15 protein-coding genes are annotated in these 12,384 nt (G+C 71.7%); all 15 read left to right on the top strand.

The features are described 5' to 3' along the window. Positions 1–241 precede the first annotated feature (241 nt). The 15 genes from LC039_RS03625 to LC039_RS03555 all read left to right on the top strand — a co-directional run bounded on the left by LC039_RS03625 (position 242) and on the right by LC039_RS03555 (position 12,353). Positions 242–1,435 carry a phage portal protein gene (locus LC039_RS03625; protein ID WP_226621785.1) on the top strand — a complete coding sequence of 398 codons (1,194 nt, stop codon included), beginning with the start codon at positions 242–244 and terminating at the stop codon, positions 1,433–1,435. Beyond that, positions 1,428–1,655, top strand: a complete 228-nt coding sequence (locus LC039_RS03620; RefSeq protein ID WP_226621686.1) for a GTA head formation protein, RCAP_rcc01685 family — start codon at positions 1,428–1,430, stop codon at positions 1,653–1,655. Before LC039_RS03625 ends, LC039_RS03620 begins: the two co-directional genes overlap by 8 nt. Positions 1,656–1,682: 27 nt before the next feature. After that, positions 1,683–2,237, top strand: a complete 555-nt coding sequence (locus LC039_RS03615) for an HK97 family phage prohead protease (RefSeq protein WP_226621685.1) — start codon at positions 1,683–1,685, stop codon at positions 2,235–2,237. A gap of 27 nt (positions 2,238–2,264) precedes the next feature. Further along, positions 2,265–3,449 (top strand): phage major capsid protein, encoded by a 1,185-nt coding sequence (locus LC039_RS03610; protein ID WP_226621684.1) that lies wholly within the window; start codon positions 2,265–2,267, stop codon positions 3,447–3,449. 78 nt (positions 3,450–3,527) lie between these two features. Next, the gene (locus tag LC039_RS03605; RefSeq protein WP_226621683.1) at positions 3,528–4,121 is read left to right on the top strand and encodes a head-tail connector protein; all 594 of its coding nucleotides are present in this window, start codon (positions 3,528–3,530) and stop codon (positions 4,119–4,121) included. Next, on the top strand, positions 4,118–4,456 hold the full coding sequence (locus LC039_RS03600) for a head-tail adaptor protein (RefSeq protein ID WP_226621682.1): 339 nt from the start codon (positions 4,118–4,120) through the stop codon (positions 4,454–4,456). Before LC039_RS03605 ends, LC039_RS03600 begins: the two co-directional genes overlap by 4 nt. Next, complete coding sequence (locus tag LC039_RS03595; protein WP_226621681.1) at positions 4,453–4,860, top strand: DUF3168 domain-containing protein; 408 nt, start codon at positions 4,453–4,455, stop codon at positions 4,858–4,860. Before LC039_RS03600 ends, LC039_RS03595 begins: the two co-directional genes overlap by 4 nt. 25 nt (positions 4,861–4,885) lie before the next feature. Continuing rightward, the gene (locus LC039_RS03590; protein ID WP_226621680.1) at positions 4,886–5,308 is read left to right on the top strand and encodes a phage major tail protein, TP901-1 family; all 423 of its coding nucleotides are present in this window, start codon (positions 4,886–4,888) and stop codon (positions 5,306–5,308) included. Continuing rightward, positions 5,309–5,632, top strand: coding sequence for a gene transfer agent family protein (locus tag LC039_RS03585; RefSeq protein ID WP_226621679.1), 324 nt, complete (start codon positions 5,309–5,311; stop codon positions 5,630–5,632). It begins immediately after the preceding gene. Next, positions 5,629–5,829, top strand: coding sequence for a rcc01693 family protein (locus LC039_RS03580; RefSeq protein WP_226621678.1), 201 nt, complete (start codon positions 5,629–5,631; stop codon positions 5,827–5,829). Before LC039_RS03585 ends, LC039_RS03580 begins: the two co-directional genes overlap by 4 nt. Next, complete coding sequence (locus LC039_RS03575; protein ID WP_226621677.1) at positions 5,826–6,488, top strand: phage tail tape measure protein; 663 nt, start codon at positions 5,826–5,828, stop codon at positions 6,486–6,488. The genes LC039_RS03580 and LC039_RS03575 overlap by 4 nt, the downstream gene beginning before the upstream one ends. Positions 6,489–6,497: 9 nt before the next feature. After that, positions 6,498–7,130: a DUF2460 domain-containing protein gene (locus LC039_RS03570; protein ID WP_226621676.1), complete on the top strand. Its 633-nt coding sequence runs from the start codon at positions 6,498–6,500 to the stop codon at positions 7,128–7,130. Further along, positions 7,130–8,011, top strand: a complete 882-nt coding sequence (locus LC039_RS03565) for a DUF2163 domain-containing protein (RefSeq protein ID WP_226621675.1) — start codon at positions 7,130–7,132, stop codon at positions 8,009–8,011. The genes LC039_RS03570 and LC039_RS03565 overlap by 1 nt, the downstream gene beginning before the upstream one ends. Further along, on the top strand, positions 8,008–8,448 hold the full coding sequence (locus tag LC039_RS03560) for an NlpC/P60 family protein (RefSeq protein ID WP_226621674.1): 441 nt from the start codon (positions 8,008–8,010) through the stop codon (positions 8,446–8,448). Before LC039_RS03565 ends, LC039_RS03560 begins: the two co-directional genes overlap by 4 nt. Then, entirely contained in the window at positions 8,448–12,353 is a 3,906-nt protein-coding gene (locus LC039_RS03555; RefSeq protein WP_226621673.1) for a glycoside hydrolase/phage tail family protein, read from the top strand. The genes LC039_RS03560 and LC039_RS03555 overlap by 1 nt, the downstream gene beginning before the upstream one ends. Positions 12,354–12,384: the final 31 nt, after the last annotated feature.

The following is a 12,384-nucleotide window of genomic DNA, read 5'->3' as shown; positions in this document are numbered from 1 at the left end:
TCACGCCCCGGCGTATTTCGCAAGATAAGAAGGGGCGCAGCCTTCCCCGCTTCTGCTCTTTCGAAATACGCATGGTGCTTGACCAGGGACAGCGCGGCGGCGGGTCGGTGTTCCCGGTGGGGCCGTTGCCCGGGCAGCGCGCGGCGCGGGAGGGCTTGGTTAACGGATGCTGCGTAGCTTGGTCTTCAACGCGAACCGGGGCCATGCGGGCCTTGGGGTGGAGACCAGCAAGGAGCGCGAGATGGGGTTCGACTTTCTGCGGCGGCGACGCGGGGCGGAAGCGCAGCCGGAGACCAAGGCCTCGGCGGCGGGGCGGTTGATCGCGGTGCAGGCCTCGGGGCGCGTGGCCTGGTCGCCGCGCGACACCGGCTCGCTCACCCGGCAGGGGTTCACCGGCAACCCGGTGGGCTTCCGCGCGGTGAAGCTGATCGCCGAGGCCGCGGCTGCCCTGCCACTGGTGCTGCAGGATGCCGAGATGCGCTACAGCGCGCATCCGATCCTGCGCCGCATCGCCGCGCCGAACCCGGTGCAGGGCAAGGCGGAGCTGCTGGAGGCGCTCTATGGTCAGCTGCTGCTCTCGGGGGATGGCTATCTCGAGGCGGTGGGGCGCGGCGCAGGTCTGCCCGCCGAGCTCCATGTGCTGCGCTCGGAGCGCATGCGGCCGGTGCCGGGGCCGGATGGCTGGCCCATCGCCTATGAGTATCAGGTGGACGGGCGGGCGTATCGTTTCGATCTGCGCGAGGGGCCGGCGTCGATCTGCCATATCAAAAGCTTCCATCCGCAGGACGACCACTACGGGCTCTCGCCGCTGCAGCCCGCCGCGCAGGCGGTGGATGTGCACAACAGCGCGTCGCGCTGGTCCAAGGGGCTCTTGGACAATGCCGCGCGGCCCTCGGGGGCGATTGTCTGGACGGGCGGCGACGGTCAGGGGTCCATGGCGCAGGACCAGTACGAGCGGCTGGTCTCGGAGATTGAGAGCCAGCACCAGGGGGCGCGCAACGCCGGGCGACCGATGCTGCTGGAAGGCGGGCTCGACTGGAAGCCCATGGGGTTCTCGCCCTCGGACATGGAATTTCGGCAGACCAAGGAGGCCGCGGCGCGCGAGATCGCCGTCGCCTTCGGGGTGCCGCCGATGCTGCTGGGGATCCCCGGGGATGCCACTTACGCCAACTACCAGGAGGCCAACCGCGCCTTCTACCGGCTGACCGTGCTGCCGCTGGCGCAGCGGGTGAGCGCGGCGCTGGGCAGATGGCTGGCCGGCTTCACCGGCGAGGAGGTGGAGCTGAAGCCCGACCTCGACCAGGTGCCGGCGCTGTCTGCCGAGCGCGAGACGCACTGGCGGCGAGTCTCCGAGGCGGCCTTTCTCACCGTGCCGGAAAAGCGGCGCATGCTGGGGCTGCCGCCGCTGGCCGAGGAGGAGGACGGGGGTGAATGAGCGTGGCCTCCCCTACGAGCCCTTCGCCTGCGCCCCGGCGCTGCGGCTGGAGGCGCACGAGCGGCTGAGCGCCCTGCAGATCGCCGCGCTCGAGGACCGGCTGGCGCGGCTGGAGGCGGTGCTGGAGCGGCTGGAGAAACGTCTCTGGCTGGCGGTCTACGGGGTTGCCGCGGGTCTGCTGGCGCAGGCGCTGCAGGGTCTGATCACCATGACGCCCTGAGAGGGGCTCTACGCAAGGGAGCTTGCCATGGAACTGGAACACAAGTTCTGCCAGCCCGGCGCAGAGAGCGCCATGGGGCTCACCCTCACGGAGGGGATGCGGATCGAGGGCTATGCCTCGGTCTTCGGAAGGGCCGATCAGGGCGGCGATGTCGTGGCGCCCGGCGCCTATGCTGCCTCGTTGCAGCGGCTCGCCGCCGAGGGACGGGCGGTGCGCTTGCTCTGGCAGCACGACCCGGCCCGGCCCATCGGCTTCTGGGAGGAGGTGCGCGAGGACGGGCGCGGGCTCTACGTGAAGGGCCGTCTTCTGGAGGCCGTCGAGAAAGGCCGGGAGGCGGCGGCGCTGATTGCTGCCGGGGCCATCGATGGTCTGTCGATCGGATATCGCACCGTCACGGCGGTGAAGGATCGCGAGGGGCGCAGGCTCCTCCGGGAACTGGAGCTCTGGGAGGTGTCGCTTGTCACCTTCCCGATGCTGCCCAGTGCGCGGGTGGCGGCCAAGGGCGAGAGCCCCGACGGCGACACGCTGCGCGAGCTGGCGCTGGCCCTTGATGCCGCGCGCCGTGACCTGGCGGGCGACTGACGCGCGCCACAACAGGGGACCGAGCTGATGAACAGACCCGAGAGGACGTCTCGGACCGGGGAGGATCTGTCCCCGGCCGGCCAGGTGGGCGCCGCCATGGCGGGGCTGACCGCGGACATCAAGGCCATGCGGGCCGACCTTCACGCGAAACTCGACAACCACGAAGAGCGACTGACCATGCTGGACACAAAGACTTCGCTTGCCGCGGCGCGCCCGGCGCTGGGCACCACGGCGGACGCCGGGCCGCCGCACCGCAAGGCCTTTGGGGCCTACCTGCGCAGCGGCGATGACGACGGGCTGCGCGGGCTGGTGCTGGAGGGCAAGGCGCTCTCCACCGCCGTGGCCGCCGATGGTGGCTACCTCGTCGATCCGGTAACCTCGGAGACGGTGAAATCCGTGCTCGAGAGCGCCGCCTCGATCCGCGCCATTGCCGCCGTGGTGACGGTGGAGGCCTCGTCCTTCGACGTGCTGGTGGACCAGGGCGACACCGGCGCGGGCTGGTCCGACGAGGTCAACGATCCCGGCGAGAGCGAGACGCCGACAATCGACCGCATCCAGATCAAGCTGCACGAGCTCTCGGCCATGCCCAAGGCCTCGCAGCGGCTGCTGGACGATGTGGCCTTCGATCTCGAGGCCTGGCTGGCGGGACGTATCGCTGACCGCTTCGCCCGCGCCGAGGCGGCGGCCTTCCTCACCGGCGACGGGATCGACAAGCCGATGGGCATTCTGTCCCACGACATGGTCGACAACGAGATCTGGGAGTGGGGCAACATCGGATACGTCCCGTCGGGCATTGCGGGGGCCGTCGGTGACGGCGATGCGATCATCGACCTCGTGTACGCGCTGGGCGCCGAGTACCGGGCCAAGGGCGCCTTCGTGATGAACTCCAAGACCGCCGGGGCGCTGCGCAAGCTCAAGGACGCCGACGGGCGGCACCTGTGGTCGGACGGGCTGGCGGCGGGCCAGCCGGCGCGACTGATGGGCTACCCGGTGCTGATCGCCGAGGACATGCCCGACATCGCCGCCGACAGCACGCCCATCGCCTTCGGCGACTTCGGCGCCGGCTACACCATCGCCGAACGCCCCGACCTGCGGGTGCTGCGCGATCCCTACAGCGCCAAGCCGCACGTGCTGTTCTACGCCACCAAGCGCGTCGGCGGCGACGTCAGCGATTTCGCGGCGATCAAGCTGCTGCGCTGCGCCATGAGCTGAACGGGGTGCGGGCGGCGGCGGGCCTGTCGCCCTCATTCCCCCGGCGGCAGCTACAGCAGGGACAAGCGGAGAGACCTGATGATGGTGATCGAAGAAACCCAGGTGCCGGATGCGGCACTGCCTGTCGCGGCGCTGAAACGGCAGCTGCGGATGGGCAGCGGCTTCGAGGAGGACGGGCTGCAGGACGATGTTCTTCATTCGTTCTTGCGTGCGGCGCTGGCGGCCATCGAGGCGCGCACCGGCAAGGCGCTGCTGGTCAGGAGCTTCCTATGGACGCATCACGGCTGGCGCGACGCCGAGGGTGCGGTGTTTCCGCTGGCGCCCGTGGTGGCGGTCTCGCAGTTGACGCTGGTCGACCGCTATGGCGTGGCGCAGGACGTGTCGCCCGAGCGCTACCGGCTGGAGGTCGACGCCTTCGCCCCGGTGCTGCGCCCGCAGCGCGGCGCCTTGCCCGACGTGCCGACCGGGGGCTCTGCCGAGGTGCGCTTCACCGCCGGCTACGGCGCGGGGTTCGACGACCTGCCGCCCGATCTTGGGCAGGCGGTGCTGCTGCTCGCCGCGCATTACTACGAGTACCGCGACGAGACCGCGCTGAGCCAGGGCTGCATGCCCTTCGGCGTGACCGCGCTGATCGCGCGCTACCGCCCGCTGCGGTTGGGGTTCTCGGCATGAGGGGCGTGCGGCTGACGCAGAACCTCGTGCTCGAGGCGCCGCTGCAGGTGCCCGACGGCACCGGCGGTTTCACCGCGGGCTGGCAGGTGCTGGGCACGCTCTGGGCCGAGCTGACCCCGCGCTCGGGGCGCGAGGTGATGGGCGAGGCGGGGCCGGTGGCCCGCGGGCGCTACCGCATCACCGTGCGCGGCGCACCGGAGGGGGCCACCAGCCGCCCGCTGCCGGGGCAGCGCTTCCGGCTCGGCGGGCGGGTGTTCGACATACTCTCGGTCAGCGAGCGCGATCCCGCGGCACGCTATCTCGCCTGCGAGGCGCAGGAAGAGGTGGCATCATGAGCTATGCGGTCTCCGGCGCGCTTCAGGCGGCCATCTACGGCGCGCTGCGGGGCGATGCCACGCTCACCGGGCTGGTGGGCAGCGCGATCTACGACGCGCCGCCCTCGGGCACGCTGCCGGGGCTCTACGTGACGCTCGGGGCCGAGCGGGTGCGTGATGCCTCAGACGGCTCGGTCGCGGGCGCCTGGCACGATCTGACCGTTGCCGTGGTGACCGAGGCGGCGGGGTTCTCGGCGGCAAAGGCGGTGGCGGGCGCGGTCTCGGACCTACTGCATGAGGGTGACCTTTCTCTGGACCGCGGAAGGCTGGTGAGCCTGCGCTTTCGCCGCGCCGAGGCCAAGCGCGAGCGCGGCGGGCTGCGCCGCATCGACATGACATTCCGCGCCCGCGTCGAAGACGTGTGACGCCCGAAAACAAGGAGGTGCAGACATGGCTGCGCAGAACGGCAAGGATCTTCTGATCAAGCTCGACCTCACCGGCGACGGGCAGTTCGAGACCATGGCGGGGCTGCGCGCGACGCGGGTCAGCTTCAACGCCGAGAGCGTCGATGTCACCTCGCTGGAAAGCGCCGGTGGCTGGCGCGAGCTGCTGGCGGGGGCCGGGGTGAAATCGGCGAACCTCTCGGGCTCGGGCGTGTTCCGCGATGCGGGCACGGATGAGCGGGCGCGGCAGATCTTCTTCGACGGCGAGACGCCGGATTTCCAGGTGATCATCCCCGATTTCGGCACGGTCGAGGGGCCGTTTCAGCTGACCTCGATCGACTACGCGGGCAGCCACGATGGCGAGGCGACCTACGAGATCGCGCTGGCCTCGGCCGGGGCGCTGAGCTTCGTGCCGGCGGCGGGGGCGTAAATGGCCAACCCGTGGCGCGGCGAGGTGGACCTGGTGCTGGACGGCGAGCGGCGGGTGATGCGGCTGACGCTGGGGGCCCTGGCCGAGCTTGAGGCGGCGCTGGACGAGGGGTCGCTGGTCGACCTGGTGCGCCGCTTCGAGGGCGGCGCCTGCTCGAGCCGCGACGTGCTGGCGCTGATCGTGGCGGGGCTGCGCGACGGCGGCTGGCAGGGCTCGGCGGCGGACCTCGTGAGCGCCGAGATCGGCGGTGGCCCGATGGCGGCGGCACGGGCGGCGGCGGAATTGCTGGCGCGGGCCTTCGAGCTGCCGGGGGATGCCGGGTGAGCGGGTTCGACTGGCCGGCCTTGCTGCACGCGGGGCTGCGCGGGCTCGGGCTGCGCCCGGCGGAGTTCTGGGCGCTCACCCCTGCCGAGCTGCGGGTGATGCTGGGTGAGGCGCGCGGCGCGCGCCCGATGGGGCGGGCGCGGCTCGAGGAGCTGATCGCGGCCTTTCCGGACGGGGAACAGGGGGATGGGACATGACGGATTTCGACAGGGTCGAAGAGCTCGATCGCGCCATGGGCGCACTTGAAACGGGGCTGGGCGGCGCCGCGACCATGGCGGCGGGCTTCGAGGCCGAGCTGAAGCGCATCAACCAGACATTTGCCACCACCGGCAAGGGCGCGGCGAAGCTCGAAGGCGCGCTGAGCCGCGGGCTGGCAAGGGCCTTTGACGGGCTGGTGAGCGGCGAGATGCGCGCCTCGGAGGCGCTGCAGCGTGTGGCGCAGGGCGTGGCGGACAGCGCCTATCGCGCCGCGGTGCGCCCGGTAAGCGATCAGCTCGGCGGCACGCTGGCGGCGGGAATGTCGGAGCTCTTCGGGGCGTTTTCGCCCTTTGCGCAGGGTGGGGCCTTCACCCAGGGGCGGGTCATGCCCTTTGCCAGCGGCGGCGTGGTCAGCGGGCCGGTGCGCTTTCCCATGCGCGGCGGCACCGGGCTGATGGGCGAGGCGGGGCCAGAGGCGATCCTGCCGCTCTCGCGCGGGGCGGATGGCCGGCTCGGCGTGCGCGCCGAGGGGCGCAGCGCGCCGGTTTCCGTGGTGATGAACATCCAGACGCCCGACGTGCAGGGCTTCCAGCGCAGCCGTTCGCAGATCGCCGCGCAGATGAGCCGGGCGCTGAGCCAGGGCGCGCGCAACCGCTGAGGAGGCACCATGAGCTTTCACGAGACACGCTTTCCCGCCGACCTGAGCTTCGGCGCCATGGGCGGGCCGGAGCGGCGCACCGACGTGGTCGAGCTGCGCTCGGGCCATGAGGAGCGCAACACCCCCTGGGCGCAGTCGCGGCGGCGCTTCGACGCCGGGCTCGGGCTGCGCTCTCTGGACGATATCGCGGAGTTGCTGGCCTTCTTCGAGGCGCGGCGCGGACAGCTCTACGGATTTCGCTGGAAGGACTGGTCGGACTACAAGTCCTGCCTGCCTTCGGGCACCGTCTCGGCTGGCGACCAGGTGATCGCCCATGGCGACGGGGTGACGCGCGCCTTCCAGCTGACCAAGACCTACCGCTCGGGCGGCGCCAGCACTGCGCGGCCCATTGCCAAGCCGGTGGCGGGCACGGTGCTCGCGGCGGTGCAGGACGTGGAGATGCGCGAAGGGGTGCATTTCGAGGTCGCGCTTGCGACCGGGCTCATCACCTTTGCCGAGCCGCCGCTCGCCGGGGTCGAGGTCAGCGCGGGCTTCGAGTTCGACGTGCCGGTGCGCTTCGACACCGAGCGGATCAACGTCTCGGTGGCCAGTTTCCAGGCCGGGCAGGTGCCCGATGTGCCGGTGGTCGAGGTGCGGGTCTGATGGGCGCGGCGGAGCTTCATGACCACCTTGCGGGCGGGCTGACCACCGTGGCGCGCTGCTGGGCGCTGACCCGGGCGGATGGCACGCGCTACGGCTTCACCGACCACGATCGGGATCTGTCCTTCGACGGGCTGGTGTTCCGCGCGGGCTCGGGGCTGAGCGCGCTGGCGCTGCAGCAGGGCACGGGGCTGTCGGTCGACAACAGCGAGGCGATGGGCGCGCTCTCGGATGCGGCGCTGTCGGAGGCGGAGCTCGACGCCGGGCGTTTCGACGGGGCCGACCTTGTGGCCTGGCTGGTGAACTGGTCCGATGTCGCGCAGCGCCGGGTGACGTTCCGTGGCACGCTCGGCGAGATCCGCCGCGGCGACGGGGCGTTCCACGCCGAGCTGCGCGGGCTTACCGAGGCGCTGAACGTGCCGCTGGGGCGGGTCTACCAGGCGCCGTGTTCCGCGGTGCTGGGGGATGCGGCGTGCCGGTTTGATCTCGCCAGACCGGGGTTTGTCTTCGAGGGGCCGGTGCTGGCGGCCTTCGACGGTCGGCGCGTCCAGCTTGGCCCGCTGGCGGAGCTCGCGCCGGGCTGGTTCGCGCGCGGAAGGCTGGAGATGCTGGACGGTGCGGGCAAGGGGCTCGGCGCGGCGGTCAAGCGCGACCGGATGGACGGCGGACAGCGGGTGATCGAGCTTTGGGAGCCCCTGCGGGCGGCGCTGGCGCCGGGTGATCTCTGCCGGGTCACCGCGGGCTGCGACAAGCGCATGGAGAGCTGCCGGCTGAAGTTCGGCAATCTGCTCAACTTCCAGGGTTTCCCGGACATCCCCGAGGATGACTGGATGCTGGTGCACGCCAGCCGAGCGGCGGGCGCGGGCGGGGGCTCGCGGCGATGAGCAGGACCCGGATCGTCGACGCGGCGCGCGGCTGGATCGGCACGCCCTACCTGCACCAGGCCTCGGTGAAGGGGGCGGGCTGCGATTGCCTGGGGCTCCTACGCGGGGTCTGGCGCGAGGTGATCGGTGCGGAGCCCGAGCCGGTGCCGCCCTACAGCCGCGATTGGTCCGAGCCGCAGGGCGACGAAGCCCTGCTGCGCGCGGCGCTGCGGCATCTGCGTGCAAAGCCGATGCAGGACGAGGCCCCCGGTGACGTGCTGCTGTTCCGCATGCGCGAGGGCGCGGTGGCCAAGCACCTCGGGCTGCAGGCACGAGCCGGCGCGGGCGCGCGGTTCATCCATGCCTACAGCGGTCACGGGGTGATCGAGAGCGCGCTCAGCGCGCCGTGGTGCCGCCGTCTGGCGGCGCGCTTTGCCTTTCCGACGGAGAGAACCTGATGGCGACGATCCTCCTTTCCGCCGCCGGGGCGGCGTTTGGCAGCAGCATGGGCGGCTCGGCGCTCGGCCTGTCGATGACCGCCGTGGGCCGCTTTCTCGGCGCGGGGCTTGGCCGGGCGGTCGACCAGCGCCTTATGGGCGCGGGGTCCGAGACCGTCGAGACCGGGCGGATCGAACGCTTTCGGCTGGCGGGCGCGGGCGAGGGCGCGGCGGTCCCGCAGGTCTGGGGCCGCATGCGCGTCGGCGGCCAGGTGATCTGGGCCTCGGAATTCACCGAACATGTGCGCAAGGAGCGCGTCGGCGGCGGCAAGGGCAGCCCGCGCAGCGAGACCACGGTGAAGCAACACAGCTATTCGGTGAGCCTCGCGCTGGCGCTCTGCGAGGGCGAGATCACCGGCGTGGGCCGGGTCTGGGCCGACGGGGCCGAGATCGCGCCGCGCGATCTCAACATGCGGGTCTACACCGGCAGCCGCGACCAACTGCCCGATCCGAAGATGGAGGCGGTGGAGGGTGCGGGGCTGGTCCCGGCCTATCGCGGCACCGCCTACGTGGTGATCGAGGACCTGATGCTCGAGCGTTTCGGCAACCGCGTGCCGCAGTTCAGCTTCGAGGTGACGCGGCCCGAGCTAGGCGATGCGCAGGACGTGCCGCTGGCGATCCGCGGCGTGGCGATGATCCCCGGCACCGGGGAATATGCGCTGGCGACGCGGCCGGTATACCTCGATCGCGGCAATGGCGCGCAGGCGGCGGTGAACCTGAACACGCCCGCCGAACTGCCGGATTTCATCGTCTCGCTGGACCAGCTGCGCGACGAGCTGCCCGAGTGCCGCGCCGCCTCGCTGGTGGTGAGCTGGTTCGGCGACGATCTGCGCTGCGGGGCCTGCTCCATTCGTCCGAAGGTCGAGCAGGGGGAATGGGACTCGGAGCAGATGCCGTGGCGGGTCGCCGGGCTGGAGCGCGGCGCGGCGCAGCTTGTGCCGCAGCTCGAGGGGCGCCCGGTGTATGGCGGCACGCCCGCCGATGCCGCGGTGATCGAGGCGCTGCAGGAAATGGCGACGCGGGGGCTGGAGGTGGTCTATTACCCCTTCGTGCTGATGGACCAGTTGGCGGGCAATGCGCTGCCCGACCCGTGGACCGGGACCGGGGGCCAGCCTGCGCTCCCGTGGCGGGGGCGGATCACCTCGAGCCTCGCGCCCGGGATGAGCGGATCGCCGGACGGCACGGCGGCGGCGGAGACCGAGGTGGCGGCCTTCTTCGGCAGCGCCGCGGCGGCGGATTTTGCCGTGTCGGACGGCGCGGTCAGCTACTCCGGCCCGGAGGAATGGTCCTTCCGCCGTTTCATCCTGCATCAGGCGGCGCTCTGCACCGCGGCGGGCGGAGTCTCGGCCTTCTGCATCGGCTCGGAGATGCGCGGGCTGACGCAGATCCGCGGCGCCTCCGGTTTCCCGGCGGTGCAGGCGCTGCGGGCGCTGGCGGCGGAGTGCCGGGTGCTGCTGGGGCCGGAGGTGAAGATCGGTTACGCCGCCGACTGGAGCGAGTATTTCGGCTACCACCCGCAGGACGGCTCGGGCGATGTCTACTTCCACCTCGACCCGCTGTGGAGCGACCCGCAGATCGATTTCATCGGCATCGACAACTACATGCCGCTGGCCGACTGGCGCGACGGCGAGGATCACGCGGATGCGGGGTGGGGCGCGGTCTACAGCCCTGCGTACCTCATGGCCAATGTCGCGGGCGGCGAGGGCTACGACTGGTACTATCCCACCGCCGAGGCCCGCGACGCGCAGCGCCGGGTGCCGATCACCGATGGCGCGCATGGCGAGCCCTGGGTCTACCGCTACAAGGACCTGCGCGGCTGGTGGTCGAACCTGCACCACGAGCGGATCGGCGGGGTGCGGCAGGCGCAGCCCACCGGCTGGGTGCCGCAGAGCAAGCCGATCTGGTTCACCGAGCTTGGCTGCGCCGCCGTCGACAAGGGCGCGAACCAGCCCAACAAGTACCTTGATCCGAAAAGCTCTGAGAGCCTTCTTCCGCATTACTCCAATGGGTTGCGTGATGAACTTATGCAGCGGCAGTATCTGCGCGCGGTGCATGCCCATTGGGACGATCCCGCCAACAACCCGGACTCGGAGGTCTACGACGCGCCGATGCTCGACATGTCGCGGGCGCTGGTCTGGGCCTGGGACGCGCGGCCCTACCCGTGGTTTCCGGGGCTCTCGGAGCAGTGGAGCGACGGTGGCAACTACCGGCGCGGGCACTGGCTGAACGGGCGTGCCTCGGGGCGGACGCTGGCCTCGGTGGTGGCGGAGGTCTGCGCGCGCTCGGGGGGGGCGGAGGTCGACGTGAGCCGGCTCTGGGGCTGGGTGCGGGGGTATCAGCTCGGCCGGGTGAGCGACGCGCGGGGCGCGCTGCAGCCGCTCCTGCTGGCGCATGGGGTGGATGCGATCGAGCGCGACGGCGCGCTGGTCTTCCTGCCACGGCGCGGGCGCGCGCCTGTGACGCTCGATCCGGCGGCGCTGGTGCATGATCCGTCGGAGGAGGGCGACCTTCTGCGCATCCGCGCCGCCGAGGCCGAGATGGCCGGACGGCTGCGGCTGCGCTTCGTCGAGGCGGATGGCGACCACGTGGTCTCGGGCGAGGAGGTGGTGCTGCCGGATGCGCAGACGCACGGGGTGGCCGAGACCGAATGGCCGATGGCGCTGACCCGGGCCGAGGGCCGGATGGTGCTGGAGCGCTGGCTGGCCGAGGCTCGCATCGCCCGCGAGACGCTGCGCTTCGCGCTGCCGCCCTCGCTGATGCCGCTGGGCGCCGGGGATATCATCGAGCTGCCTGCCGCCTCGGGGTCTGTGCGCGCGCGCATCGACCGTGTGGAGAGCGGCGCGCATCAGAGGATCGAAGCGGTGCGCATCGAGCCGGAGACCTACCTGCCCGCCGATCTGGGCGAGAGCGACCCGGTGCTGCGGCCTTTTGCGGCGCCGGTGCCGGTGCTGCCGCTCTTCCTCGACCTGCCGCTGCTGAGCGGCGAGGAGGTGCCGCATGCGCCGCATCTGGCGGTGACGGCGACGCCCTGGCCGGGCAGCGTGGCGGTCTATGACAGCGCTTCGGACGCGGACTACGGGCTGAGCGAGATCCTCGCGGCGCGGGCGACGGTCGGGCTCACCGAGACGCCGCTGGCCGCCGCGCCCGCCGGGCGGATCGACCGCGGCGTGGGGGTGCAGATCGCGCTGCGCTCGGGGGCGCTGGAGACGGTCTCCGGCGCCGCGCTGCTGGGCGGGGCGAATGCCATGGCGATCGGCGACGGCACGCCGGGGGGCTGGGAGGTGTTCCAGTTCCGCGATGCCGAACTTCTGGAGAACGGGCGCTGGCTGCTCTCGCACCGGTTGCGCGGGCAGGCGGGCAGCGACGGTGTGATGCCCGGGGTCTGGCCCGCGGGGTCCTGGGTGGTGCTGCTCGACGGGGCGCCGCAGCAGATTGCGCTGAGCCCGGCGCAGCGGCGGCAAACGCGGCACTACCGGATCGGCCCGGCCAAGCGTGGCTACGACGATCCGAGCTACGTGCACCGGGAGCTGGCCTTCGACGGCAACGGGCTGCGGCCCTACCGCCCGGTGCATCTGCGCGCCGCATCGGCGGGGGGCACGGCACGGGCGCTGAGCTGGATCCGGCGCACCCGCCTCGAAGGCGACGACTGGGCGCTTCCCGAGGTGCCGCTCGGGGAGGAGAGCGAGCGTTACCTCCTGCGCGTAACGCAGGGAGAGACTGTGATCCGAGAGGCGTTTAGCGCCGAGCCGTCATGGCTCTACGACCCGGCGCAGGACGGGCTGACGGGGCTCTACGAAGTGCAGGTGGCGCAGGTCTCGGCGCGCTATGGGGCGGGGCCTTTCGCGCGGCTGTCGCTCTCGGCCTGACGGGTGTCGCCCTGGGGCTTTCATCTCGGCC

It is taken from the genome of Alloyangia pacifica, assembly GCF_020524285.1.
Classification (GTDB): domain Bacteria; phylum Pseudomonadota; class Alphaproteobacteria; order Rhodobacterales; family Rhodobacteraceae; genus Salipiger; species Salipiger pacificus_B.
Note: the sequence above shows the minus strand (reverse complement) of the source record. Positions and strands in the feature narration are given on the sequence as shown.